The sequence below is a fragment of the Legionella clemsonensis genome, from assembly GCF_002240035.1.
GTDB classification, from domain to species: domain Bacteria; phylum Pseudomonadota; class Gammaproteobacteria; order Legionellales; family Legionellaceae; genus Tatlockia; species Tatlockia clemsonensis.
The window spans coordinates 1,295,260-1,321,065 of the sequence record NZ_CP016397.1 but is presented as its reverse complement, the minus strand read 5'-3'; the positions used below and the strand labels follow the sequence as shown (position 1 = coordinate 1,321,065).

The following is a 25,806-nucleotide window of genomic DNA, read 5'->3' as shown; positions in this document are numbered from 1 at the left end:
CATTCAACGCTAGTGCTGATCTTGTAAGGGAATCGACCTTAAATTTTTAATTTCTTTTTCCGTCAGTTTAAATTGATTTTTTAATCGTAAATGTTCTACCTTAAGGCGCCAATACCGATACAAAAACAAAAGAAAACCTAATAACAAGCCAATTCCAAGCATGATTGTCATCAAAACAGATATAGGCATGGTTACCTTTGTGAAATAAAGGTTAACGGCAACTGAAGAAGCATTCAAGGCAGCAAATGTTACTCCTAACAGAATCAATAGCAAATAAAATATCATCATAAATAAACGCATGCATTATTCCTATAATGAATGGTTTGCTAGAAAACCCAAAGACATCGTAATACTCTACCATTCCGAAAAAATTTGACAATCAAAATAAAAAAAAAGCGTAGATATCTACGCTTTTTTTAGTTCAGACAAAATTATTCGCCTTCTTTACTTGCCATTTTTTCTTTAAGCAAATCACCCAATGTAGTTGAAGCCACATCACCACTTCGTGAATATTTTTTGATAGCTTCAGCTTGATCTTGAGCATCCTTCGCTTTAACAGAAAGTGCGATGGTGCGGTTTTTCTTATCAATATTGATAATTTTTGCCTCAACCTCATCACCTTCTTTAAAGAGAGTAGTTGCATCATCAACTCTTTCCTCAGATAACTCATTAGCACGAATAGTACCAACAACTTCGGGGGCCAGTTCAATGGTTACAGTCTTAGGTTCAACAGCAATCACTTTACCTTTAACGATTGCGCCTTTAGTATTCTCTTCAACATAGGTAGTGAAAGCATCACCTTCCAGTTGTTTTAAACCTAAAGAAATACGCTCACGCTCAGCATCGATAGCCAGAATAACTGCTTCCAACTCTTGACCTTTCTTGAATTGTTTTACAGCTTCTTCGCCCGGAGTGTTCCAGGAGATGTCAGACAAGTGAACCAAGCCATCAATATCACCATCTAGACCAATAAATATACCAAAGTCGGTGATTGAGCGGATCTTGCCTTTAACTTTTTGACCTTTGCTGTGAGTTTGTGAAAACTGATGCCAGGGATTACCAACACATTGTTTCATGCCAAGGGAGATACGACGGCGTTCCTCATCAATTTCAAGAACCATCACGTCAACAATATCACCCATTGAAACAACTTTACTTGGATGAACGTTCTTGTTAGTCCAATCCATTTCAGACATATGAACTAAACCTTCCACGCCCTCTTCAATTTCAACGAAGCAACCATAATCAGTAATATTAGTCACTTTACCTTGGAGTTTTTTACCAACAGGATAACGTTCAACCAAATCAACCCAAGGATCGTTGCCTAATTGCTTCATACCTAGCGAAACACGGTTACGCTCACTGTCAAAGCTTAATACTTTAACACGAACATCCTGACCTACTGTGAGTACTTCACTTGGATGCTTAACGCGTTTCCAGGAAATATCAGTAATGTGTAATAAGCCATCGATACCACCCAAGTCAATAAATGCACCATAATCAGTGAGATTTTTGACAATACCATTGAGCACCTGGCCTTCATGTAATGATTCAAGAAGCGCTTGTCTGTCTGCACTGCTTTCTTCTTCAACAACAGCACGACGCGAAACAACAATATTATTGCGCTTCAGATCCATTTTGATAACTTTAAACTCTAATTCTTTACCTTCAAGATAGGAAGGATCGCGAACAGGTCTGACGTCAACCAAAGAACCTGGCAAAAATGCGCGGATTGAGCCGATTTCAACAGTGAAACCACCTTTAACTTTACCAGAAATCAATCCAGTCACTGTATCGTTGTTTTCATGGCACTTAGACAGTTTACGCCATGCTTCCTGGCGTTTTGCTTTTTCTCTGGAGAGCAATGTTTCACCATAGCCATCTTCTACAGAATCGAGGGCTACTTCGACAGTATCGCCTAAGTGAATTTCCAATTGACCATTTTTATCTTGAAATTCCTCGACAGCAACGATACCTTCTGATTTCAAGCCTGCATTCAGGGTTACGTAATCATCATCGATTCCGATGACTTTTGCTGTGATAATCGCTCCAGGATAAAACTGTGCACCAACAATACTTTGCTCAAATAATTCTTTGAAACTTTCAGACATATTAATAAACTCTTTAGTAAAAAAATGAAAGAGCGAGATCCTCTCGCCTTTCCCCCAAAATTAGTTAACGAAAAAACAAGTGTTCATCGACCAATTTTAATACATTATCGAACACTTGTACAATCGTTAATCCAGTCGTATCAATAAAAGCCGCATCCTCTGCAGGTTTTAATGGCGCATGTGTCCGAGATGTGTCTCTTGCATCACGTTTAGCCAATTCATCAACAACTTCGGCGAGGCTAGCATCAATTCCCTTTTCTTTCAACTGTAAATAACGCCTAAATGCTCTTTCCTCGGGTGTGGCATGTAAATAAATCTTTAAAACAGCATCTGGAAAAACCACTGTGCCCATATCTCGGCCATCAGTCACCAAACCAGGAGGCATGGCAAATGCTCGCTGTCGAGCAAGCAATGCTGTTCTTACTTCAGGCAAAATAGCAATTTTAGAAGCATCTTGGCCACATTCTTCGCTTCTAATTTCATCAACAACATTTTTTCCATCCAAAAGCACCTGCGCCTTTTGTTCAGGATCAGTTTCAAACTTTAAATTCAAGTTAGAAGCAAGTTCAGCCAGTGCTTCTTGATTGCTAAAGTCTATTCTTTTCTTTTTGGCAGCAAGTGCTAGCACTCTATAGATGGAACCACTATCCAAAACATGCCAGTGTAAGTGATTCGCCAGCATATGACAGATGGTTCCTTTACCTGTGCCACTGGGCCCATCCAAAGTTATTACTGGTACATTGTTATCTGACTTCATCATTAATTTCCTTGATAGCCAAATTGATTTTATTGGCTGTTTGCACAAACGTTGGAAATGAAGTTGCTACATTTGCACAATTTTTAATTGTAACTGAATTTTTCGCAACAGCACCGGCAATTGCGAAAGCCATCGCAATACGATGATCGGAGTAGCTATTAACTTCACCACCTTGCAGCTCACCACCATTAATATATAAACCATCATCAAACGCTTGAGCTTCAATCCCCAAGTTTTGTAAACCTTCAACCATCGCACCAATTCTATCACTTTCCTTACAACGCAATTCTCTTGCTCCGTGCAGTAAAGTTTGTCCTTTCGCACAAGCTGCGGCAATAAAGATAACTGGAAATTCATCAATAGCAATTGGAACCAGTTCAGAAGGAATATCTATTCCTTCAAGCGGAGCATGCTTGACATGAAGATCGGCCACCAATTCCTCACCACACAGGCGTTTGTTATTTAAGCTGATGTCTGCTCCCATATTAGTCAGTATGTGGATAATCCCCGTTCGGGTAGGATTAATGCCAACATTACGTATAACTATTTCGGATTCTGGAATAAGTGTGGCTGCTACAATAAAAAATGCCGCAGATGAAATATCCCCTGGCACAATAATATCAGTACCCAGACATTCACTTTCTGAGTTAATAATAATTGCATCCTCAGCTTTTTGAATAGGATAAGAAAACGTGGTAAGCATTCGCTCTGTATGATCACGAGTAAAACCAGGCTCAATTATTCTTGTTTCTCCTTCTGCATACATTCCAGCCAACAACAAGCAAGATTTAACCTGAGCACTGGCCTCAGGCATTTCGTAAGTAATACCATTCAGTTTGCGCCCGCCATGAATATATAAAGGAGGTTTGCCACCGGTTGTCCTTATTTCAGCGCCCATTTGTGCTAATGGTCGGCTTACTCTTTCCATTGGTCTTTTCAATAAGCTTGTATCTCCGGTCAATTCGCTATCAAAGGGTTGAGCGGCAAGAAGACCCGCTAGTAATCGCATGGAAGTTCCGGAATTTCCACAGTCAATAGCGTCTGCTGGTTTTTGTAAACCATATTTACCTACACCCTGAATCACGACACGTTGAGCAACAGGTCCTTCTATCGCCACCCCCATCGATTGAAAAGCTTTCAACGTGGCTAAACAATCCTCGCCATCAAGGAAGCCACTTATAGTTGTTGTACCCTTAGCAATGGCACCTAAAATTATGGCACGGTGAGAAATAGATTTATCACCGGGGACAGTGATATCACCTTGCAAGGTGTTTACAGGGCTACTTAAAAAATCTACCGGCTTCATCAGTTGTGTTCCTTAGCAAAATCGCGCATAAATTCAATAAGGGCAGTGATTCCGTCCATAGGCATCGCATTATAAATACTGGCTCGTATCCCACCTACAGCACGATGTCCTTTCAAAGCCAACAAATTACGTTGTTGAGCCTGCTTCAGAAACAAGGGCTCAAGAGATGGATTTCTTAAGTTAAAACAGACATTCATCAATGACCGATATTCTGTGTCTACTTTACAATAATAAAAATCAGAGGAATCAATATAATGGTAAAGTTTAGCTGCTTTTTTACAATTTTCAGCATAAAGTGCCGCTATACCCCCTTGCTCTTTAATCCATTGAAACATCTTCGCTGCCAAATAACAGTTAAATGTAGGTGGCGTCGCATAAATTGAATTTTCTCTCACATGAACGCGATAATCTAGCATAGTAGGAATTATGCTGTTGCTGGTGGTATCGAGCCATTCCTTTTTCAGTATGACTACAGTTAAACCTGCATTAGCAATATTTTTTTGTGCACCGGCAAAAATTAAATCATAGTCCTGAACAGCGATAGGCTCACTTAGCAAACTGGATGTCATATCTGCAATGAGAGGTATTCCTGAGACAGCAGGTTTTTGCGAAAGACGCACGCCATTGATTGTTTCATTAGAGGTAAAATAAAAATAGCTTGTGTTTTCCTTAAGCTGCCATTCTGAGGCGGCCGGAACTTTAACAAAGCCGTTTTTTTCATCAGTTGCAACACAATAGGCTTTTTTAAGTTTTAAAGCCTCCTGATAAGCGATTGAAGACCAAAGCCCAGTGATTAAATAGCCAGCTTGTTGTCCATCCTCTAAAAAATTTAGAGGAATCATACTAAATTGTGTACGCGCAGCCCCCCCTAAAAATAAAACATGGTAATTGGCAGGGATGGCTAAAAGCTCGCGTAAATCCTGCTCTGCCTGTATCATTAACTGTATAAATTCGGGAGTTCTATGGCCTATTTCCATAACTGACATCCCTGAATTGTGCCAATTTAATAGTTCCTGTTGCGCTTCTCTTAAAATGGGCTCAGGCAACATAGCAGGGCCTGCACCAAAATTATAAGCCCTACTCATTATCGCCTTCAGGAGTTTCATCGGAAGAAAATGCATCATAAGCATGGGCTTGTTCAGACAAATCAGAATCCTCGTCACCTTCACCCAGATCTTCTATACGCTGCATTCCAACCACATGCTCCCCGGGGCTCACATTAATAAGACGAACACCTTGCGTATTACGCCCGATAATGGATAGTTCAGCCACTTTAAAGCGTACCAAAGTGCCTTTATCAGTAATTAGCATGGCCTCATCGCTCTCTTCAACTTGTAAGGCACGTACTACCTTGCCATTTCGTTCATTAACCTGAATAGAAATCACACCTTGTCCGCCCCGGCCTGAAATACGATATTCTTCAATATTAGTACGTTTACCATAACCATTTTCAGTAGCTGTTAATATCGTCCCTTGTGGTTTAGCGACTACTAAGGAAATGACCGATTGGTTTTCTTGTAGTCGAATGCCACGGACCCCGCGAGCAGTTCTACCCATTGGACGCACAAGATTCTCATCAAACCGGACAACCTTGCCAGCATCAGTGAATAGCATAATGTCTTTGCTGCCATCGGTGATATCAACACCTACAAGGCGATCACCTTCATCCAAATCTACGGCAATTATTCCGCTGGAACGGGGACGACTAAATGCTTCAAGCGGTACTTTTTTAACAGTACCATGTTTGGTTGCCATGAAAACAAAGTAGCCTTCAGTAAACTCTCGAACGGGTAACATGGCGTTGATAGACTCATCCTCTGCAAGAGGAAGAATATTAACAATGGGCTTACCTCGTGAAATTCGACTGGCAAGTGGTAACTGGTAGGCTTTTAACCAGTATAATTTTCCATAATCTGAAAAGCATAGCAACGTATCGTGAGTACTTGCAATCACCAACCGTTCGACAAAATCCTCCTCTTTAACATTGGTCGCTGATTTACCCTTACCACCACGGCGTTGTGCCTGGTAGGCAGAGATAGGTTGATATTTAACATAACCCTGATGGGATAAAGTAACAACAACATTTTCCTCAGTAATGAGATCTTCGATAGTTAAATCTTCTTGAGAAGCAATAATTTCAGTGCGACGAGCGTCACCAAATTGAGATTTAACCTCTAATAACTCTTCACGGATAACCTGCATAAGACGTTCAGGAGATGCCAGAATTTCCAGCAACTCTTTAATAACTTTCAGCAACTCCTCAAATTCATTAATAATTTTATCCTGTTCCAGAGCAGTTAACCGATGTAGTCTTAACTCAAGAATGGCTTGAGCCTGCTCTGCTGACAAACGATAACCTGCGTCTGTTAAGCCATAGTCGCTGCCCAAGCCATCAGGACGCGAAGCATCACTCCCTGTGTTCTTAAGCATTGCCATCACTAATCCTGGCTCCCAGACACGTGCTAATAGGGCCTCTTTAGCCTCTTGAGGTGTCGCTGATTTTTTGATTAATTCAATCATTTCATCAATATTTGCCAGCGCAACACCCAATCCTTCCAAAATATGGGCACGATTTCTTGCTTTCTTAAGTTCAAAAATCGTACGCCTGGTAACTACTTCGCGGCGATGCTTAATGAAATATTCCAGAACTTCCTTTAAATTTAAAGTACGAGGCTGCCCATCAACCAAAGCCACCATATTGATGCCAAATACATTTTGCATTTGCGTATGGGCATACAGATTATTCAAAATAACTTCAGGAACCTCACCACGTTTCAGTTCAATTACAACACGCATTCCTTGCTTGTCTGACTCATCTCGTAAGCCGGAAATGCCCTCGATACGCTTTTCCCGTACCAGTTCTGCGATTTTTTCAACCAGGCGAGCTTTATTCACCTGGTAAGGTAGCTCCGTAATAATAATGGATTGTCGGCCTGTCTGATTTTCTGTTTCAATCTCAGTTCGGGCACGTACATAAATACGACCACGACCGGTACGATAAGCCTGAACAATCCCTGCTTTACCATTAATAATAGCGGCTGTCGGAAAATCCGGCCCTGGAATATATTCCATTAAATCCTCAAATGACAGCTCTGGATTATCGACCAAAGCCACGCAAGCATTAAGAATTTCAGTCAAATTATGAGGCGGAATATTGGTTGCCATCCCTACTGCGATACCCGAGGAGCCATTCACTAAAAGATTAGGAATTCTTGCTGGTAAAACAACGGGAGCAAATTCAGTTTCATCATAGTTAGGACTGAAATCAACCGTTTCTTTTTCCAGATCGGCTAGCAAAGCATGAGCAATCTTTGACATTCTAACTTCGGTGTAACGCATAGCGGCAGCAAAATCACCATCAACAGAACCAAAGTTACCCTGTCCGTCAATCAGCATGTAACGCATGGAGAAAGGTTGAGCCATACGAACAATCGTATCGTACACGGCCGTATCTCCATGAGGATGGTATTTACCAATGACATCCCCCACAACACGAGCTGATTTTTTATAAGGTTTATTCCAATCATTGCCTAATTCACTCATGGCAAAAAGCACACGCCTATGTACAGGCTTTAAACCATCACGCACATCAGGCAAGGCTCGACCCACGATAACACTCATCGCATAATCGAGGTAAGATTGTTTTAATTCGTCTTCAATATTGACGGGTATGACTTCTTTGGCTAAATAAACCATGCTAGGACGTATCCTTATGCGTTATTTGCAGATAAATTAACTTGGAATGATAGCACACAGGGCGCTTCAATTGAATCAATATCCTAACTTTGGCTGCGATTAAAATGCGAGTTTAATGATTAGATCTGTTCTCAATAATTCTCGACACATCCAGACTTCATCGCAGATTCAGTAAACTTAACGAGGCATGAACCGCTGCGGTCAAACACTAAGAGATAGTCACAAAACAAAATGAGTAATTCAAAGGTTGCCACGGTACGTAAAGAGGTATAAAATTTTTTGAGGATTGCTCAGGGTCAACAGCGAGACCCAGCAAGACAATTTGCTTAATCGCGCCTCTAATTTTACGCCTGATTCTGTGGTAAATAAGAAATTCTCTCCAAGAAACTAATAATAAATTTGTCAACACTTAATTTAATGTTATGCAAAAACTCACCCGTCATACGATTAGCCAAAATCACACTGACTGACAAACATTGATGGCCCAATAAACTTCCCAAACCTAATATTGCAGCAGTTTCCATTTCAAGATTGGTTACGCTTAAGCCAGCAAAACTAAATTTGCTCAATTGATTTAAAAAATTGGGATATCGCAAAGGCAGACGTATACTTCTACATTGGGGACCATAAAAACCACCACAAGTGGCAGTAATACCTACTGTACCAAGACTTTTAAAATGGTTAACCAACAGTTCATCCGCATCAGCTACGAAGAAAGGCCCTGTTTCTGTGCCTAAATGACTGAGTAGTGCTGCTTTTAAATCTTTTAAATCGGAAGATAATTCATAGTCGTAATAGCTCAGCAAACTATCAAATCCAATTCCATAACGACTAATCATAATGTCACCAGGTTTACAATCTGGCTTAATTCCTCCTGTTGTACCGAGACGAATAATCGTTAATGAGCGCGGTTTGTCTCGCATTGTTCGCGTTGCCAGATCAATATTCGCTAAAGCGTCAAGCTCTGTCATGACAATATCAATGTTAGGCATGCCAATTCCCGTCGAGATCACACTTAATCGGCGTGAACCAATATAACCGGTATGGGTTATAAATTCGCGATGTGAGCCTTGAAATTCCAATTTATCAAAATATTGGCTAACTAATTGAACACGCCCTGGATCGCCTACCGTAATAATAAAATCAGCCAGTTCATCCTCCCTCAAATCCAGGTGATAAACGGCTCCGCGCTTATTAAACGGTAATTCCGCTGGCTTTATCATTCTTAATTCCCTACTAAAAAGCTAAAATTATCGCATGTTAAAATTGAATTTGCATACAGATAAATTGACTGTAAAGGGCCATTTTTATATAGTTCTGCGCACTAATGCAAGCGAGAGGCTATGAAGCCATAACTTAGGAGACGCGATGACTCAAAAAGTTGCACAACTTAGTATAGACGCCCATGATCCGATTGAGCTTCCAATTTATAGCCCAACACTTGGTAATGATGTAATTGATATAAACAAATTGGCTACACAAGGCTACTTTACCTTTGATCCAGGCTTTGTTGCCACTGCTTCCTGTGAATCAAAAATTACCTATATTGATGGAGAGAAAGGAATATTACTTTACAGAGGCTATCCGATTGAGCAATTAGCCGAGAAAAAAGACTTTCTTGATGTGAGTTATTTGCTGCTCAATGGGGAGCTTCCTGACGAAAAAGAAAAAAAGGACTTTGTTAATTTGATTAACAACCATACGATGGTGCATCAACAGATGTATAATTTTCTAAATGGCTTCCGTCGAGACGCTCATCCTATGGCAATCATGGTCGGAATTGTCGGTGCATTATCTGCGTTTTATCACGATTCTATTGATTTAACCAACCATAAGGATCGTTACATTTCTGCAATTCGTTTAATTGCCAAAATGCCTACTCTGGCTGCAATGAGCTATAAATATTCCATAGGTCAGCCTTATATGTACCCCCAGAATAAAATGTCTTATGCAGAGAATTTTTTACACATGATGTTTGGTGTGCCTTCTGAGGATGTGTTGCCCGATCCGGTTATTGTAAATGCAATGGATACAATTTTTACGCTACATGCCGATCATGAACAAAACGCGTCAACATCCACAGTGCGACTCGCAGGTTCAACCGGAGCCAATCCTTATGCCTGTATTTCTGCCGGAATCGGAGCATTATGGGGGCCTGCTCATGGTGGTGCCAATGAAGCTTGCCTAAACATGTTAAAGGAAATTGGCGATATTAAACACATCAATCACTATATCAAGCGTGCCAAGGATAAGGATGATCCTTTCCGTTTAATGGGTTTTGGTCATCGTGTTTATAAAAGCTATGATCCTCGTGCAAAAGTAATGCGTAAAACTTGCTACGAAGTACTGAATGCAGTTGGTGCTCATGAGGCACCCTTGTTCAAGCTGGCTTTGGAACTTGAGCGTATTGCCCTGGAAGACGATTATTTCATTGAGAAAAAATTGTATCCCAATGTTGATTTCTATTCCGGAATTACCTTAAGTGCTATTGGTATTCCTACCAATATGTACACCGTAATTTTTGCATTGGCAAGAACTGTAGGATGGATGTCTCACTGGATGGAAATGGTCGAAAACAAATCAAAAATTGGCAGACCCCGCCAACTTTACACCGGTGAACCCAAACGCGATGTGAAATAGGTTAATTACTAGCAGCCGTTGGCTGCTAATCTCTGGCAGGAATATTTAATGCAAAGGATTTGCTTTTTTGATAGTCATTTTCATCTCATTGACCCGCGCTTTCCTCTAGTTCCAAACAATAATTATCTACCTTCATCTTTTACTATTGCTGATTATTATCAACGACTTAAACGTTTTAACTTACTGGGAGGACTCGTTGTTTCTGGTTCATTTCAGGGCTTTGATCAGAGTTATCTTTTAACCTGCTTACAAGAATTAGGTCCTGCTTTCGTGGGAATAATTCAACTACCTTACTCCGTCTCAGACGATGATATTTTAACTTTAAAAGCAGCAGGTATCCGGGGTGTTCGGTTTAATATAAAACGGGGAGGCTCTGAAAGTGTAACTCATCTTCAGTCTTTTGCAGCAAGGATTTATGAATTAGCCCAATGGCATGTGGAATTGTATATCGACGCACGTGATCTGAAAGAATTATCCTCAACTTTGCTAGCGCTACCCGCCGTCAGTATTGATCACCTTGGTTTATCTAAAGAAGGTTTATCCATTCTTTTGAAATTGGCTGAACATGGTGTTAAGGTAAAAGCAACAGGGTTTGGACGCGTTAATTTTAACGTACCTCAGGTATTAAGAGACATTAACCTTGCCAATCCTGATACCTTAATGTTTGGTACCGATTTACCCTCAACCCGTGCTCCTCGTCCCTTTATGGATGAAGATATACAGCTTATTCTTGATACTATTGAACCTTTACACGTTGAAAAAGTGCTTTATTTAAATGCATTAAAATTTTATAAAGTAGAGTATCCTGAGGTTAAGTAATAATAATGAGGTCCAACGCCAAAGCCCAAAATACCAAATAAAGCAGGATATGAATAATTCAAGCTAAGATTCTATGCTCTGCCAGGGTTGTTGCCCCCTCTTTAGGCAGAAAGCAATTATTTATCCCGCCTTTACCATTCTCAAAGCTCTTCTCCAGCCCGCATACTCTCTTTCAATAGCCTCTGTCTCTTCCATGAAAAATTCCTTCTCACATTGCCAAGTCTTTTGCAATTCATGTAATGAGTTAATCAACCCACAACCAAGAGCAGCCAGCATAGCCGCTCCCTGAGCAGTTGTTTCTATATCTACCGGCTGTTGCACCCTTAAATGACATTGAGAGGCCAAGTATTGTAAAAACCACTGATTTGCAGCCATACCTCCATCAACACGTAACAATGAGACATCGAGACGGCTGTCTTGTCTCATACACTCAAGCACATCTCGTGTTTGATAACACACTGCTTCCAAGGCAGCACGGGCGAAATGAGCGCGGCTAGTCGTGCGGCTTAAACCCACAATGACCGCTCCAGGGGTAGAAATCCAATGAGGAGCTCCAAGCCCTGTAAAAGAAGGTACAAGATAGACACCATCATTGCTCTTTAAATGCTTGGCAAGTGTTTCAGTTTCAGCAGCAGTATCAATTATTTTCATCTCATCACGTAACCATTTTATGGTAGTACCTGCATGATAGAGACTACCTTCCAATCCATAAATTGTTTGTTCTTTTATCCGATAAGCAATGGTTGTTAACAGTTGATGAGAAGATTTCACTGGTTTCTCACCTGTATTCATCAGCAAAAATCCGCCGGTGCCAAATGTAGCCTTAATCATGCCATCACTAAAACACCGTTGACCAATTAATGCCGATTGCTGATCGCCTGCCATGCCTGTCACAGGAATATTGACTCCCAAATGTATCTTGTTTATTTCACCAAAGTAGGCATCACTTGCACATACCTCAGGTAAGATAGAAACAGGTATTTTAAATAAAGCAAGTAATTCATCATCCCATCGCTGCTCAATAATATTAAATAATAAGGTGCGCGAGGCATTACTTACATCCGTTAAATGGGCCCGACCATTTGTTAAACGCCATAGCAGAAAAGTATCCATAGTCCCAAACGCAAGCTCATTTTTAGCAGCTAAAGCGCGTGCATCAGGAATCGACTCTAAAAGCCAGTGTAGTTTACTTGCCGAAAAATAAGGATCAGGCAATAAACCGGTTTTTTCTTGTAGCAACATAGTGTAATCAGCTAAAGATTGACAAAATACTTCCGTCCTGCGATCTTGCCATACAATTGCTGGTGCTAAACAGTGACCAGTTTTTTTATTCCAGATTACTGTAGTTTCTCGTTGGTTAGTAATACCGCAAGCAAGAATTTTTTCACCCTTTACCTGAACCACAACATCCTGCATTGCTTTAAGCGTCTTAGCCCAAATTTCTTCAGGATCATGTTCTACCCACCCAGGATTGGGATAAAATTGGGTAAGTGTGTATTGACTCGTTGCTATAAGTTGACCGGAGGTTGTATATATCATAGCCCTGGTGCTACTCGTACCCTGATCAATCGCAAGAAGATAATTCATGGCTAATTTCCTATAAATTTTTTAATCCATTGGAGATCTATAACAATCTTCTTTTAAAATACTAGAATTAGTAGTTAATTTATAATTAATTTCTCTTATCCTGTATCATTAACACAATACCATTGACTTTTTATAAGGAACAGCATGGAGCAGGTTTTTGATGTCGCAGTGATAGGCGGCGGAATTAATGGCTGTGGTGCTGCTGCAGATGCTGCCCTGCGCGGTTTATCTGTTGTTCTGTTAGAACAGGGCGATCTTGCTTCAAAAACATCATCGAGTAGCAGTAAACTCATCCACGGTGGCTTGCGTTATCTTGAATATTATGACTTTGGCCTGGTAAAAAAAGCGTTGGATGAGCGTCAACGCTTGTTAACATTGGCGCCACATCTTGTTCGACCCCAGTTATTTGTATTGCCTTATCAGCAAAACATGCGACCCACATGGTTATTACGTACAGGCTTATTTTTCTATGATAATTTAAGCCGTAATAACCGATTACCAAAAAGTAAATTTATTCGACGCAAACAAGGTCCTTATTTCTCTCCACTGAAGATTCAATATGATAAAGGTTTTTTATTTTATGATTGTACAACAGATGATTCCCGCTTAACGATTGCTAACGCATTGCTTGCAAAAGAGCATGGGGCTACTATTTACAATTATATGAAGGCTACAAAAGCCAGAGTGGAAAATGGGATCTGGGTGTTAACTGCACAAACCTCCCAAGGAGAGGAAAAGTTTTTTAGAGCAAAAGCAGTGATTAACGCTACAGGCCCCTGGGTTGAGTCATGCAATGATTTACTTGGAATTACTAATCAATGCAAATTGTCATTAGTAAAGGGAAGTCATCTTGTGGTCCATAAGCTCTATGAAGGCAAACATGCCTATCTTTTGCAACATGAAGACAAACGTATTGTATTTATAGTTCCTTATCAAGGCTACACTATGATTGGAACCACCGATGTTGAATTTGAAGGTTCACTTGATGAAATCCATATATCCAATGCAGAAGTTGATTACTTGTGCGCTCTGGTAAATCACTATCTTCGCACACCCATTCAACGAGGAGATATTATTAATACCTGGAGTGGCGTTAGACCCTTATTAGCAGCCCCAGGAGAACTTAAAGCCCTAAGTCGCGATTATACTTATTTATACACTGATTCTCCTGCACCAGCAGTGGCAATTTACGGTGGAAAAATTACCACGTATCGTCAGTTAGCTTCAGAAACAATTAATAAATTACAGGCTGTTTTTCCCTACTTAAAAGCCTCTCAAACAGCGCATGCCCCTCTTCCTGGCTCAAGGTTAAAGACTATGTCTTACAAGGATTACGTCCCTTATGCTAAAGAAAAATATTTTTGGTTGGCAGATGATATTAGAGATCGCTATCTTGCCAGCTATGGTACAGACACTGAAAAACTATTAGCAGATAGTAAAAAAATAGCTGACCTTGGTTATGATTTTGGACATGGCCTTTATCAGATTGAGGTAGACTATTTGTGTCATGAAGAATGGGCTCAAACCTGTGAAGATATCCTATGGCGACGCACGAAGCTTGGACTAAATTTCTCCCCGCAAAGCAGACAGAGTCTCACAGAATATTTACTGCATAAAAAGAAGTAAAGTCATTCCTTCGTATGGAGGAATGACTAATTTAATCTAACTTTTCTCTTGATCTATCTGGGCTCGTATTTCACTGACATCGACTTGAATAGCTTGTTCTACTAAATCTTTTAGTACAGACTCAGGCATACTGCCCGCCTCTGAATAAATCGCTATACCTTCCTTAAAAACCATAAGATGAGGAATAGAACGTATCTGAAAAACCTCAGCAAGTTCAGGTTCGCTTTCTATGTTTAATTTGGCAAACTGAATGGTTGGATATTGTTCAGCTATTGTTTGGTACACTCGCCCAAATTCCTTACATGGAGCGCACCATTCAGCCCAAAAATCAATAAACACAAGGGGATTTTTTTCAATAAAAGCTTCAAACTCTTTAGTTTTCAACTCATGAAGTGGCATGAGATTTCTCCTGATTAATGCAGGCTAAAATTTTGGCAAAGATAGTATTCACTGAACCTACACCTTCAACACGATGAAATTCAGGCGCCTCTGGATTTCCTGTTCTAGCCCACTCCTGATAATAATTAATTAATGGTTCTGTCTGTTGATGATAAACAGCCAAGCGTTGTTTAATCGTTTCTTCCTTATCATCATCCCGCTGAACTAATGGCTCTCCCGTAATATCGTCTACTAAATTCTTCTTTGGTGGCTGCGATTTCATATGATAGATCCGCCCCGAAGGTAAATGAACAAGACGCCCACTTATGCGACCAATAATTTCCTCATCCGGTACAGCTATTTCAATCACATGATCAAGCTTAATATGTGCGTTTTTTAAAGCATCAGCTTGAGGAATGGTGCGTGGAAAGCCATCAAATAAAAAACCGTTTTGACAGTCCGGTTGCTGCAGGCGCTCTTTGACAAGTTCAATAATAATCGCATCTGAAACTAATTCACCAGCATCCATTACTTTCTTTGCACTTTTACCCAGTTCAGTGCCCGCAGCAATTGCTGAACGAAGCATATCTCCTGTGGAGATTTGGGGAATATTAAAATGATCAACCAATTTTTTCGCTTGAGTTCCTTTTCCTGCACCTGGACCACCCAATAGCATTAAACGCATTCATTAGCTCCTACTTAAAAATAATCTTCATCCTACCTCTTCAAGACCTGGATGTCATCAGACAAATATTACTAAAATCCCAAATTGCATGATGATAAACTGTCACAGTTGCGGTCATTCCCACGTCAGTGGGAATCTATTCTAGAACTCCAGAACCTACTCTATTCTCAGATAAAGTTCCCGCCTTCATGCGCCTCTCTATAATCCAAACCATGATCGCCGCGGTAATGAGCCGCGACAATGATTTAGCTGAGCCTGAAATAGTGCTGATCTCGCCTTCACCTTACGAGAGACTTGAATCAGCCATGGTTTCCTTAAATAAGTTTTCCGTTGATACCCTCCGATTCCTTCATGATAGGCAAGATACAAGCGATAAGCATCATTACGGGGAATACCAGCAGTACGATTTGCCTGGTTGGCATACCAACCCACAAAATCGACTGCATCCGAAAAAACATCACGCGAGGCCCAAAGTCCCCCGCCTCCTGAAGAACGTTTATACAAGGCCCACGTTGAACGAAGCGCCTGTGTGTAACCGTAGGCAGTCGATGGTCTCTTCCAGGGAATAATCCATAATAATTTCGTGCGTGGTGGTTTTGCAGTCCCGTTAAATTTTGACTCTTGATGAATGATTGCCATTTGCACTGCAACAGGAACTTTCCATCGACGCTCTACATCAGCCGCATCGCGATACCATTTGGGGTATTGATGGAAAATATTACAGATATTATTAACATCACGAGGAGGTCGAGTAGCACAGGAAGCAAGCAGTATAGAACAAAGAATTAACCCAAATTGTTTTAGCTTCATTTTTTTTATTAGTTGATTTTTATGCCGCATATTAGTAGCAAAAATACCACTAAATTTAAACATTTTTTAAAAGATTCTGTAATCATTCACAAATGGATTAAGCTATGTTAGTTTGTTGCAAAACTGTTATTCATCCCCAATTAAATGAGCATTCTTGTATTCGATATTGAAACCATTCCGGATGTTGAAGCTGGCAAAAAATTATATGACCTGCAAAATCTGTCCGACGAAGACACCGTCTCAGCGCTTTGTACTCTGCGCCGTATTAAAGCAGGTAATGATTTTCTTCCGCATTACCTACAGAAAATTGTGGCTATCTCGCTCGTGCTTAGTCAGGGTTCACAACTAAAAGTGTGGTCATTGGGAGATGAAAAACTAGCTGATGAAAAAGATCTGATTCAACGCTTCTTTTCAGGCATAGAAAAATATACACCGACACTTGTTAGTTGGAATGGCTGTGGTTTTGATTTACCCGTACTTCATTATCGCTCTCTTTTACACGGGATTTCAGCACCTACTTATTGGGAAAATGGTGAAAATCATCAACACTTCCGCTGGAACAATTACTTAAATCGCTTTCATTATCGTCACCTTGATTTAATGGATATTCTTGCAGCCTATCAAAATAAAGCGTTTGCCCCCTTGGATGAAATAGCCTCCATGCTTGGGTTCCCTGGGAAAATGGGGATGAGCGGTGCCAAAGTGTGGGAAGAATACTCCCAAGGCAATTTAAAAAAAATTCGAGATTATTGTGAAACAGATGTTTTAAACACTTACTGTGTTTACTTGCGCTTTGAATTAATGCGAGGGGCACTTAATCAAGAAGAATATATCAAGCAGATAGAAAATTTACGCAGCTATTTATTAAGTCAATCCGAGAAGAATCATTTGCAGGAATTTTTACAACGCATGAGCTAACTTTAATGCAAGCGAGAAACTGCGCTTATGCAGCCTAGTTTACACTTGTGGACGCTATGAATCGCCTTTCGACCTAACAAACTCAGGTAAAAAAAGAGTCCTATATTACTCTCTTACTGCCTCAGAATTTCCACTTCTTTTTCGCCGCAAATAATGAGAAAAATTACTCATTAATACATAAAAAACGGGAGTAAAGATCAAGCCAAAAAAGGTAACACCAATCATTCCACTAAACACTGCTACCCCTAGTGCTCTACGCATTTCAGCCCCTGCTCCCGATGCAATAACCAGAGGATATACTCCCAAAATGAAGGCAAATGAAGTCATAAGAATGGGTCGGAGTCTTAACCGGGCCGCCTGAATAGCTGCCTTTAAGCGGTTGATTCCTCTGTTTTCGAGTTGCCGAGCAAACTCAACAATTAAAATAGCATTCTTCGACGCGAGGCCAATGAGCACAATAAATCCAAGTTGGGTCATCACATTATTTTCCATGCCCAGAATTCTGATACCAATAAGGGAAGAAAATAAACACATGGGTACAATCAAAATAATAGCGATAGGCAAAATCCAACTTTCATATTGTGCAGACAAAAGTAAAAAAACAAAAACAACCCCGAGGATGAAAGCAATGGTTGCTGTATTGCCTACCATTTTTTGCTGATAAGCCAGTTCAGTCCACTCATACCCGATACCATCAGGTAAAGTTTCAGCCGCCAATTTTTCCATAGTAGCCAATGCTTCGCCCGTACTGTAACCCGGTTTCACATCGCCAATGAGATCAATAGCGGGATAAAGATTATAACGTGGCAATCGTGAGGGCCCCACATCGTTTTCAACAGTGGCTACAGAACCAATAGGAACCATCTTTCCATCAGCATTTCGGATTTTTAGTCGTAAAATGTCATCTGGAGTATGGCGATATTCGGCATCAGCCTGAGCTATAACGCGAAACGTCCTTCCCAGATAATTAAATTCGTTAATGAAAGCTGAACCCAGAAAGACTTCTAAAGCTTCAATCACTCTTGCCACCGGGACTCCAAGGCGCTCTGCTTTTTCCCGACTCAATGCCAAATGCACCCGCGGTGTGCTGTTTTCAAAAAAAGTGAAGACAGAAGTAGTGGCCTCTGCCTGATTCGCCTTAAGCGCTAAATTAGCCACCGCTTCAGAAAGCACATTAATTCCTCGACCACCTCTGTCCTGAACCATCATTTTAAAGCCGCCAGCATTACCAATCCCACGAACAGGAGGAGGAGGTATTACAACAATCATAGCTTCTTTAATACTGGCCATTTCTTGTCTTAATTTTCCTAGTAGAGACTCATAAGTTAATCCTTGTTCCCGACGTTTTTCGAATGAATCAAGTACTGGGAAAATCGCCGCAGCATTGGAAGAATTCGTAAACGTTGCTCCGGCAAACCCCGTGAAACCTACGGCATTACTGATGCCAGGAATAGCCAATATTTTACTCAGAGCTTTCTTAACAACCTGCTCGGTCCTATCTAGCGACGCTCCAGGTGGTAATTGGACAGAGATAATAAAATAGCCTTGATCTTGCCTTGGGATAAAGCCAGTAGGAACAATCCTGAACAAAAAAAATGTCGTTGCAATCAAAATTGCATAAATAACCAGCATAATGGCCGTGTGGCGTGTTACCTTCGCCACAAGCTTGCCATAGCGACGAGAAACACTTTCAAAGGCATTATTAAAGCCATTCCTGAAAGCATACACAGGCCGCCAGAAAGCATTCGTTGTTGTCTTTTTTCTTTTATGAGGTCTCAGCAATATTGCTGCCAGTGCTGGACTCAATGTTAATGAGACAAAGACGGAAATAACCGTTGCGACAGCAATTGTTGTGCCGAATTGCTGGTAAAAGCGCCCAGAGATTCCTTCTAAAAACAGGGTAGGCAGAAATACAGCCACAAGTACAAGACCTATCGCTATGAGAGCCCCTCCTACTTCATTCATTGTTTTTCTTGCTGCCTCTTTAGGCATCATGCCAGCACGAATATTACGCTCCATATTTTCAACAACGACGATGGCGTCATCCACTACAATACCGATGGCCAGCACCAAGCCAAAAAGCGTTAGATAGTTCAGTGAAAACCCAATAAACTGCATTACTGCAAATGAACCAATTAATGAAACGGGAATAGCAATAATAGGAATAATTGCGGCTCGCCAGGATTGCAAAAAAATAATAATTACCAATACAACTAAAGCAATGGCTTCATAGATAGTATGAAAAACAGCGTCGATGGATTCTGCAATGAACTCTGTAGGGTTATAGGCAATTTTATAATGAATTCCAGGGGGAAAATCCTTGGAGATTTCTTTCATTGTCGCAATAATTTCTTTTGCCGTTGCCAGAGCATTCGTGCCTGGTCTTTGAAATACAGGGAGCGCTACTGCTGGAAAGCTGCCAAGATAACCGGTTGTAAAATAATCCTGAGCGCCCAATTCAACTCGTCCCACATCCTTTAAACGTACAATTCGACCTTCTTCCCCTGATTTCACAATAATATTTTCAAATTCTTTCGGATTGAGGAGTCGTCCCTGGGTTTCAATATTATATTGAAGACCATACTGGTTTTTCTGCGGTTGGCTGTTTAAGGTGCCACTGGCAACTTGCACATTTTGCGAGCGTAGTGCATCAACGATATCATTAGCCGTTAAATCATAGGAATTGATTAAGTCGGGATCAAGCCATATACGCATTGCGTATTCACTTGCTCCCACCAGACGGACATTCCCTACTCCTTCAATACGCCTGATTTTATCTCTGATGTTTAAAACAGCATAATTGCCCAGATAAGTTTGATCATACCGACCATCAGGTGAGAAAAGATTAATTACTAACATCAGGTCAGGAGTATTCTTTACTGTGGTTATACCAATGCGGCGCACCTCTTCAGGCAAGCGAGGCTCAGCGACTGCCACGCGATTTTGCACCAATACCTGAGCCAAATTCAAATCCATCCCCTGTTTAAAGGTAATTGTCAGACGCATTTGTCCATCGTCAGTGGATTGAGAATCCATATAGAGCATGCCCTCTACCCCGTTAACCTCTTGTTCAATAGGGGTCGCTACAGTTTCAGCCACCGTCTTGGCATTAGCCCCAGGATAGGAAGTCATAACCTGTATTGTGGGTGGAACAACGCGAGGGTATTGCTCAACAGGAAGATTAAAGTAGGAAAGACCGCCGATAAGGACAATAATAATGGAAATTACCGTCGCGAATATGGGTCTATCTATAAAAAAATGAGCTGTTTTCATTTCCTACTTCCTGTAAGTGCTCTATTCCTGCAACTGAACCATGATCGGCTTGACTTCCTGGCCTGGAACATGAATACGTTGTACTCCATTGACAACCACACGCTCATCCCCTTCAAGACCCTGACGAATAATGTAATAACCACTACCTCGAATAGGCCCTAATTCAACATAGACGCGTTGCACCTTGTTATTTTTATCAACAATATAAACAAATTTTCGAGTCTGATCCGTATTAATGGCCAAGTCAGGTAATAACAGTGCCTCATATTCCTCACTACCCACTAACCTGGCGCGCCCAAACAGCCCAGGATAGATTAAACTATCCGGGTTAGGCACTGTTGCTCGACCCAAAATAGTTCCCGTACCAGTATCAACCACATTATCAAAAAAATTCATTGTCCCCTGATGAAGGTAATCTTTTTCATCCTGTAATTTAATAGTAATGGGGACAGCACTATATTCATCAGGACGTTTTCCTGCTTTAGCCAGACGAATATATTTCAATAAATCATTCTGACTCGCCTCAAAGTAAAAGTAGATGGGATCTATCGAGACTACTTTCGTTAATACTGTCTCATTACCACGCACCAAATTGCCAACACTGACGTAATTACGACTGATTTTGCCATTAATTGGGGATTTTACTTGCGTAAACTCAAGATTTAACTTAGCCTCATTAAGTCTCGTCTCAGCCACTTGCATTTCTTGGAATCGTTGATCAATTGCCTCTGCAGCAATGAAGCTCTCTTTTTTTAATTTTATCGCTCTTTCATATTGTTTTTTAGCTAATTCATATTGTGCTTTCGCTCGTTCCAATGCATATTCAAAGGGACGCGGATCAATAATAAACAAAATATCTCCAGCTTTAACCAGTTGCCCATCTTTAAATTTAATCGCATCTAGATAGCCTGTAACTCGAGAGCGGATATCCACTTCTTCAATTGCCTGGAAACGCCCAGTGTATTCATCCCATTCTATAACTCTCTTTTTTAAGGGATAGGCCACATCAACTTCTGCCAAAGGAGGTTTTGTGGAGGGAGGAGAGCTCTCACAGGAAGTTAGACCATAGCTTAGAAATAAAATGATCAGGGTTTTTAAAACAAACTTTACTCCATTCATTCCCTATTCCTTCACTATGCACTAATAGCTATTAAGCAACCTGAATACCAATCTTATAAGATTATTGCTGCCAATAATTAATGATTTAAGAGGAAAGGCTTGATTGTGAAATTGTTTTTTTTAACAAGATCGCATCCTCTTCACCGTGTTCATCCTGATAGTAATTTTCCTTTATAATGTCTTTTTGAAAACCATACTTTTCATATAATTTAAGCGCCGCGCTATTACTGGGTCGAACCTCCAGAATAACGGTATCTGAATTCGAGTTAACCAGTGAGTTTAATACCGCTTGCAGTAATTTTTCACCGTAACCTTTTCTTTGTTCAGAAACAACCACGCATAAATTAAGAATATGGCAAATATTGAAACTTTTACGGCAAATAACATAGCCAATAATTTGCTTGCCTGAGGTGGTTGTCACTTCTAATACACGACAATCATAACCCACCAGTACACAATCACTTAAAATATCTCGACTCCAGGGAGCGCGATGAGATATTTTTTCAATTTCATACACTCTAGCGATGTCATTTTGCTGCATAGGGCGTATTTTAAATGTCATATTCACTCCTGCCAAATATTCCAGAAATAAAGCAACACTTAAAATAGTATGGCTGTTTATCAAGCAAAAGAGGAAGTTATTTTGGAAAAAATTTTAGAGAAGATAAATGGATTATTCAGCCCAAAGTGCCGAATGGGTTATAATGAACTGTTGAGTTTTCTCTACTGCTGCTTGTCCAGCATCATGAGAACATAGTTAGTTTGGTCTCAAATCCTAAACTGCGAACAAGTCTTGAGAGATGGTTACAAAAAGCGTCGTTGGTTAGGTCGTTTCGCCCAACCCACACTCCAATTTCTAACGACATCTCTCTTCATACAAAACTAGACTTATGCAGCATAGCGAATAGCTGTTATTTATCTTTCTTCTTCTTAGGCATATATAAATCGGTAATAGTGCCCTCAAACACTTCTGATGCCAAGGCAATTGATTCGGATAAAGTTGGATGTGGATGGATAGTTAACGCAATATCTTCTACATCACAGCCCATTTCAATTGCCAAAGCAGTTTCAGCGATGAGATCTCCTGCATTGACTCCCACAATTCCAGCACCAAGAATACGATTTGTCTCTGGACAGAATAAAAGCTTGGTCATTCCTTCTTCACGTCCCATACTTAAAGCACGTCCACTTGCAACCCAGGGAAATACCCCTTTTTCATAAGCAATACCTTGTTCTTTTGCTTCTTTCTCAGTTAATCCCGCCCAGGCAATTTCCGGGTCAGTATAGGCAACACTGGCAATACATTTGGGATCAAAATAATGCTTCATACCAGCTATCACCTCAGCAGCCACTCTTCCCTCAGGAATGGCTTTATGTGCAAGCATTGGTTGGCCTACTACATCACCAATGGCATAAATATGAGAGACATTGGTGCGCATTTGTTTATCAACCTTAATGAAACCGCGATCATCAACATTAATACCTGCTTTCTCAGCATCAATAGTGCCACCATTAGGCTTTCTTCCTACAGAAACTAAAACTTGTTGGAAACAAAGCGGCTTTTCTGTAGCATGCTGACCTTCCATTGAAACATAAATACCCTCTTTTTTTGCTTCGACCGCAGTTACTTTTGTTTTTAACAGGAACTTAACGCCTTTCTTAGCCATTCTTTTTTGTAAGACATTGACTAAATCAGCATCAGCACCCGGGATTAATTGATCCATAAATTCAACAACAGTAACGTCAACACCCAATGAAGAATAAACTGTCGCCATTTCCAAACCAATAATACCGCCTCCCAACACAAGCAGGCTTCCTTTAATATCAGCCAACTCTAAAGCACCCGTAGAACTAAAAATACGTGGATCTTCAGGAATAAAGGGTAATTTAACTGATTCACTACCTACTGCAATAATGGCATTTTCAAAATCAACGGTGGTCGCACTACCGTCTTTTCCTTGTACGGTAACTTGGTGTGTTCCTGAAAATTTGGCCACCCCAGTAATTACTTCTACTTTACGTTGCTTGGAAAGCGCCTTTAAACCACCCGTTAATTTACTAACGACAGAGTTTTTCCAGGCCACAAGTTTTTTATTATCGAAGGTTGGCTCGCCAAAGCTTACACCCTGTGCGGCCATTTCATGCGCTTCATCCACTACCTTGGCGATATGGAGTAGTGCCTTTGACGGAATACATCCTACATTTAAACAAACCCCACCCAAAGAATCAAAACGCTCAATGAGCACTACTTTCTTGCCTAAATCTGCTGCACGAAATGCCGCAGTATAACCACCAGGACCACTTCCCAATACAACTACATCTGTTTTAATTCCACTCATCTCACGCCTCATTAATTATCATGAACTACTTATTAACCTATTTTCGAGGTATAGCGATACCAACAGACCAATATGTCTCTATGTAGCCTACTTAAATCCAAAACTTATAAACTTTCTACAATAAAATCCGGCGAATATCTGCCAAAGATTCAGCAATAAATCGAGAAAAACGCGCTGCTTCTGCACCATCAATCACACGATGATCATAGGATAACGATAAAGGCAGCATTAATCGTGGCTTAAATTCACCGTTTTCATAAACAGGCTTAATACTTGAACGTGAAAGACCAAGAATAGCCACCTCTGGACTATTTACAATTGGAGTAAATGCTGTCCCTCCGATACCCCCTAAACTGGAAATAGTAAAACAGCCTCCGCTCATGTCAGCAGGCATTAAACCTTTTTCACGCGCTTTACTGCTAAGTTTACCCATTTCGGCAGCAATTTCAGCGACAGATAACTTATCAACGTCACGAATAACAGGAACTACAAGTCCGTTCGGTGTCTCAACAGCGATACCTATATGACAATACTTTTTATAAATTAAATTTTCTAAGGAAGAATCCAAAGAAGCATTGAACTGAGGATAAACAGCTAAAGCCTTACTAACCACTTTAGTTACAAAGGCAAGCATAGTGAGTTTATGGCCACCCAAGGCAGGATTATCCCCCGCTGATTTCCTAAAGGCTTCTAGCTCAGTAATATCTGCTTCATCAAACTGTGTTACATGAGGAATCGTCATCCAGGAACGATGGACATTAACCCCCGTTAGCCGTTTAATTTTATTAAGAGGTTTAGTCTCAATATTACCAAATTTACTGAAATCAACAGTGGGCGCAGCAGGTAATGCAAAACCACCTGCGACAGGCTTCTCACTTAACCTGCTTTTTACATAAGCTTGCAAATCTTCTTTGGTAATTCGAGATTTGCGTCCACTACCATTCACTTCAGCCAGATTGACACCAAACTCGCGAGCCATACGTCGTACAGCAGGGCCAGCAGGAATATTTTTACCGACAGTACTTTCAGGTAAGGTATGCACGGAAGCCATCTGTGCAGAAGTTTGTTTTTCTTCAGAACCCTCCTGCTCTCGTTTTGCATCTACCTTTGCTAAAGATGATTTGCCCTCTTCAGCTGTCTTGCCTTTCTGTTGTGCATTTAAAGTCAGAATCAGGCTTCCTTGAGAGACTTTATCCCCTACTTTCACGGCCACGTCCTCCACGACGCCTGCCGCCGGCGAAGGAATATCCATAGTGGCTTTGTCACCTTCTAATGTAATAAGAGACTGATCTTTTTCAATCGATTGACCAGCAGTCACCATTATTTCAATAACATCAACATCCGTTGCTCCACCAATATCAGGAATACAAACCTCTAGGCGCTGATTACCAGCAGTGGTTGCCGTTGAGGGTTTCTCTTTTGGTTTCTCAGCTTCCGTTTCTTTTGCCGTTTCAGTTGCTTCAGGAGCAGTCTCTAAATCTTTAGCCTCTTCAGTAATGAGCGTTAAAATAACGTCCCCTTCTGATACTTTATCACCCACTTTAACTGCTAATGATTTAATCTTCCCTTCGTGAGTTGAAGGAATTTCCATACTTGCTTTGTCAGACTCCAGGGTAATTAATGGTGTATCCTTACTAATTTCATCCCCAGGCTTAACCATTACTTCAATTACATCAACCTCTGTTGCGCCACCAATATCAGGGACTTTTATTTGAATCTCAGCCATATTTATCCTCAGCAAA

At 40.7% G+C, this 25,806-nt stretch carries 20 protein-coding genes; 4 read left to right on the top strand and 16 right to left on the bottom strand.

Annotated features, from left to right (window positions below):
- Nucleotides 1-9 precede the first annotated feature (9 nt).
- The 7 genes from clem_RS05685 to clem_RS05655 all read right to left on the bottom strand — a co-directional run bounded on the left by clem_RS05685 (nucleotide 10) and on the right by clem_RS05655 (nucleotide 9,093).
- The gene (locus clem_RS05685; RefSeq protein ID WP_094090744.1) at nucleotides 10-300 is read right to left on the bottom strand and encodes a lipopolysaccharide assembly protein LapA domain-containing protein; all 291 of its coding nucleotides are present in this window, start codon (nucleotides 298-300) and stop codon (nucleotides 10-12) included.
- Nucleotides 301-431: 131 nt separating this feature from the next.
- Nucleotides 432-2,111, bottom strand: a complete 1,680-nt coding sequence (gene rpsA / locus clem_RS05680; RefSeq protein WP_094090743.1) for a 30S ribosomal protein S1 — start codon at nucleotides 2,109-2,111, stop codon at nucleotides 432-434.
- 64 nt (nucleotides 2,112-2,175) lie between these two features.
- A complete protein-coding gene (gene cmk, locus clem_RS05675) occupies nucleotides 2,176-2,868 on the bottom strand; it encodes a (d)CMP kinase (RefSeq protein WP_232505601.1) in 693 nt (230 codons plus the stop codon).
- Nucleotides 2,855-4,174: a 3-phosphoshikimate 1-carboxyvinyltransferase gene (gene aroA / locus clem_RS05670; protein ID WP_094090741.1), complete on the bottom strand. Its 1,320-nt coding sequence runs from the start codon at nucleotides 4,172-4,174 to the stop codon at nucleotides 2,855-2,857. Before aroA ends, cmk begins: the two co-directional genes overlap by 14 nt.
- Nucleotides 4,174-5,262, bottom strand: coding sequence for a 3-phosphoserine/phosphohydroxythreonine transaminase (serC, locus tag clem_RS05665; RefSeq protein ID WP_198333259.1), 1,089 nt, complete (start codon nucleotides 5,260-5,262; stop codon nucleotides 4,174-4,176). The genes aroA and serC overlap by 1 nt, the downstream gene beginning before the upstream one ends.
- Nucleotides 5,252-7,870: a DNA gyrase subunit A gene (gene gyrA, locus clem_RS05660; RefSeq protein WP_094090740.1), complete on the bottom strand. Its 2,619-nt coding sequence runs from the start codon at nucleotides 7,868-7,870 to the stop codon at nucleotides 5,252-5,254. The genes serC and gyrA overlap by 11 nt, the downstream gene beginning before the upstream one ends.
- Before the next feature lie 344 nt (nucleotides 7,871-8,214).
- Entirely contained in the window at nucleotides 8,215-9,093 is an 879-nt protein-coding gene (locus tag clem_RS05655) for a nucleoside phosphorylase (RefSeq protein WP_094090739.1), read from the bottom strand.
- Between the two features lie 145 nt (nucleotides 9,094-9,238).
- Here clem_RS05655 and gltA point away from each other — a divergent pair, with 145 nt between their 5' ends.
- On the top strand, nucleotides 9,239-10,510 hold the full coding sequence (gltA, locus tag clem_RS05650; protein ID WP_094090738.1) for a citrate synthase: 1,272 nt from the start codon (nucleotides 9,239-9,241) through the stop codon (nucleotides 10,508-10,510).
- Nucleotides 10,511-10,558: 48 nt separating this feature from the next.
- On the top strand, nucleotides 10,559-11,329 hold the full coding sequence (locus clem_RS05645; RefSeq protein ID WP_094090737.1) for an amidohydrolase family protein: 771 nt from the start codon (nucleotides 10,559-10,561) through the stop codon (nucleotides 11,327-11,329).
- A gap of 120 nt (nucleotides 11,330-11,449) precedes the next feature.
- On the opposite strand, the gene glpK is transcribed toward clem_RS05645, so the two are convergent.
- Nucleotides 11,450-12,916, bottom strand: coding sequence for a glycerol kinase GlpK (gene glpK / locus clem_RS05640; protein ID WP_094090736.1), 1,467 nt, complete (start codon nucleotides 12,914-12,916; stop codon nucleotides 11,450-11,452).
- 144 nt (nucleotides 12,917-13,060) lie between these two features.
- On the opposite strand from glpK, the gene glpD reads away from it, so the two are divergent.
- A complete protein-coding gene (gene glpD, locus clem_RS05635) occupies nucleotides 13,061-14,542 on the top strand; it encodes a glycerol-3-phosphate dehydrogenase (protein WP_094090735.1) in 1,482 nt (493 codons plus the stop codon).
- A gap of 36 nt (nucleotides 14,543-14,578) precedes the next feature.
- Here glpD and clem_RS05630 read toward each other — a convergent pair whose 3' ends face one another.
- From clem_RS05630 to clem_RS05620, 3 genes are all read right to left on the bottom strand, one after another.
- A complete protein-coding gene (locus clem_RS05630; protein ID WP_094090734.1) occupies nucleotides 14,579-14,941 on the bottom strand; it encodes a thioredoxin family protein in 363 nt (120 codons plus the stop codon).
- The gene (gene adk, locus clem_RS05625; protein WP_094090733.1) at nucleotides 14,928-15,605 is read right to left on the bottom strand and encodes an adenylate kinase; all 678 of its coding nucleotides are present in this window, start codon (nucleotides 15,603-15,605) and stop codon (nucleotides 14,928-14,930) included. The genes clem_RS05630 and adk overlap by 14 nt, the downstream gene beginning before the upstream one ends.
- Before the next feature lie 198 nt (nucleotides 15,606-15,803).
- Nucleotides 15,804-16,415 carry a transglycosylase SLT domain-containing protein gene (locus clem_RS05620; protein ID WP_094092279.1) on the bottom strand — a complete coding sequence of 204 codons (612 nt, stop codon included), beginning with the start codon at nucleotides 16,413-16,415 and terminating at the stop codon, nucleotides 15,804-15,806.
- A gap of 144 nt (nucleotides 16,416-16,559) precedes the next feature.
- On the opposite strand from clem_RS05620, the gene clem_RS05615 reads away from it, so the two are divergent.
- Nucleotides 16,560-17,333, top strand: coding sequence for a 3'-5' exonuclease (locus clem_RS05615; protein ID WP_094090732.1), 774 nt, complete (start codon nucleotides 16,560-16,562; stop codon nucleotides 17,331-17,333).
- 105 nt (nucleotides 17,334-17,438) lie between these two features.
- On the opposite strand, the gene clem_RS05610 is transcribed toward clem_RS05615, so the two are convergent.
- From clem_RS05610 to aceF, 5 genes are all read right to left on the bottom strand, one after another.
- Entirely contained in the window at nucleotides 17,439-20,606 is a 3,168-nt protein-coding gene (locus tag clem_RS05610; RefSeq protein WP_094090731.1) for an efflux RND transporter permease subunit, read from the bottom strand.
- A 21-nt stretch (nucleotides 20,607-20,627) separates the two neighbouring features.
- Nucleotides 20,628-21,725 carry an efflux RND transporter periplasmic adaptor subunit gene (locus clem_RS05605; protein WP_094090730.1) on the bottom strand — a complete coding sequence of 366 codons (1,098 nt, stop codon included), beginning with the start codon at nucleotides 21,723-21,725 and terminating at the stop codon, nucleotides 20,628-20,630.
- Between the two features lie 85 nt (nucleotides 21,726-21,810).
- Complete coding sequence (rimI, locus tag clem_RS05600; RefSeq protein ID WP_094090729.1) at nucleotides 21,811-22,287, bottom strand: ribosomal protein S18-alanine N-acetyltransferase; 477 nt, start codon at nucleotides 22,285-22,287, stop codon at nucleotides 21,811-21,813.
- Between the two features lie 349 nt (nucleotides 22,288-22,636).
- Nucleotides 22,637-24,064, bottom strand: a complete 1,428-nt coding sequence (gene lpdA, locus clem_RS05595; protein ID WP_408606879.1) for a dihydrolipoyl dehydrogenase — start codon at nucleotides 24,062-24,064, stop codon at nucleotides 22,637-22,639.
- Nucleotides 24,065-24,179: 115 nt separating this feature from the next.
- Nucleotides 24,180-25,790, bottom strand: a complete 1,611-nt coding sequence (gene aceF, locus clem_RS05590) for a dihydrolipoyllysine-residue acetyltransferase (RefSeq protein ID WP_094090727.1) — start codon at nucleotides 25,788-25,790, stop codon at nucleotides 24,180-24,182.
- Nucleotides 25,791-25,806 lie beyond the last annotated feature (16 nt).

Excerpts from the sequence above, each read along its gene's own strand:
- clem_RS05685 (WP_094090744.1), bottom strand. The coding sequence starts at position 300 with ATGCGTTTATTTATGATGATATTTTATTTGCTATTGATTCTGTTAGGA.
- rpsA (WP_094090743.1), bottom strand. The coding sequence starts at position 2,111 with ATGTCTGAAAGTTTCAAAGAATTATTTGAGCAAAGTATTGTTGGTGCA.
- cmk (WP_232505601.1), bottom strand. The coding sequence starts at position 2,868 with ATGAAGTCAGATAACAATGTACCAGTAATAACTTTGGATGGGCCCAGT.
- aroA (WP_094090741.1), bottom strand. The coding sequence starts at position 4,174 with ATGAAGCCGGTAGATTTTTTAAGTAGCCCTGTAAACACCTTGCAAGGT.
- gyrA (WP_094090740.1), bottom strand. The coding sequence starts at position 7,870 with ATGGTTTATTTAGCCAAAGAAGTCATACCCGTCAATATTGAAGACGAA.
- clem_RS05655 (WP_094090739.1), bottom strand. The coding sequence starts at position 9,093 with ATGATAAAGCCAGCGGAATTACCGTTTAATAAGCGCGGAGCCGTTTAT.
- gltA (WP_094090738.1), top strand. The coding sequence starts at position 9,239 with ATGACTCAAAAAGTTGCACAACTTAGTATAGACGCCCATGATCCGATT.
- clem_RS05645 (WP_094090737.1), top strand. The coding sequence starts at position 10,559 with ATGCAAAGGATTTGCTTTTTTGATAGTCATTTTCATCTCATTGACCCG.
- glpK (WP_094090736.1), bottom strand. The coding sequence starts at position 12,916 with ATGAATTATCTTCTTGCGATTGATCAGGGTACGAGTAGCACCAGGGCT.
- glpD (WP_094090735.1), top strand. The coding sequence starts at position 13,061 with ATGGAGCAGGTTTTTGATGTCGCAGTGATAGGCGGCGGAATTAATGGC.
- clem_RS05630 (WP_094090734.1), bottom strand. The coding sequence starts at position 14,941 with ATGCCACTTCATGAGTTGAAAACTAAAGAGTTTGAAGCTTTTATTGAA.
- adk (WP_094090733.1), bottom strand. The coding sequence starts at position 15,605 with ATGCGTTTAATGCTATTGGGTGGTCCAGGTGCAGGAAAAGGAACTCAA.
- clem_RS05620 (WP_094092279.1), bottom strand. The coding sequence starts at position 16,415 with ATGAAGCTAAAACAATTTGGGTTAATTCTTTGTTCTATACTGCTTGCT.
- clem_RS05615 (WP_094090732.1), top strand. The coding sequence starts at position 16,560 with ATGAGCATTCTTGTATTCGATATTGAAACCATTCCGGATGTTGAAGCT.
- clem_RS05610 (WP_094090731.1), bottom strand. The coding sequence starts at position 20,606 with ATGAAAACAGCTCATTTTTTTATAGATAGACCCATATTCGCGACGGTA.
- clem_RS05605 (WP_094090730.1), bottom strand. The coding sequence starts at position 21,725 with ATGAATGGAGTAAAGTTTGTTTTAAAAACCCTGATCATTTTATTTCTA.
- rimI (WP_094090729.1), bottom strand. The coding sequence starts at position 22,287 with ATGACATTTAAAATACGCCCTATGCAGCAAAATGACATCGCTAGAGTG.
- lpdA (WP_408606879.1), bottom strand. The coding sequence starts at position 24,064 with ATGAGTGGAATTAAAACAGATGTAGTTGTATTGGGAAGTGGTCCTGGT.
- aceF (WP_094090727.1), bottom strand. The coding sequence starts at position 25,790 with ATGGCTGAGATTCAAATAAAAGTCCCTGATATTGGTGGCGCAACAGAG.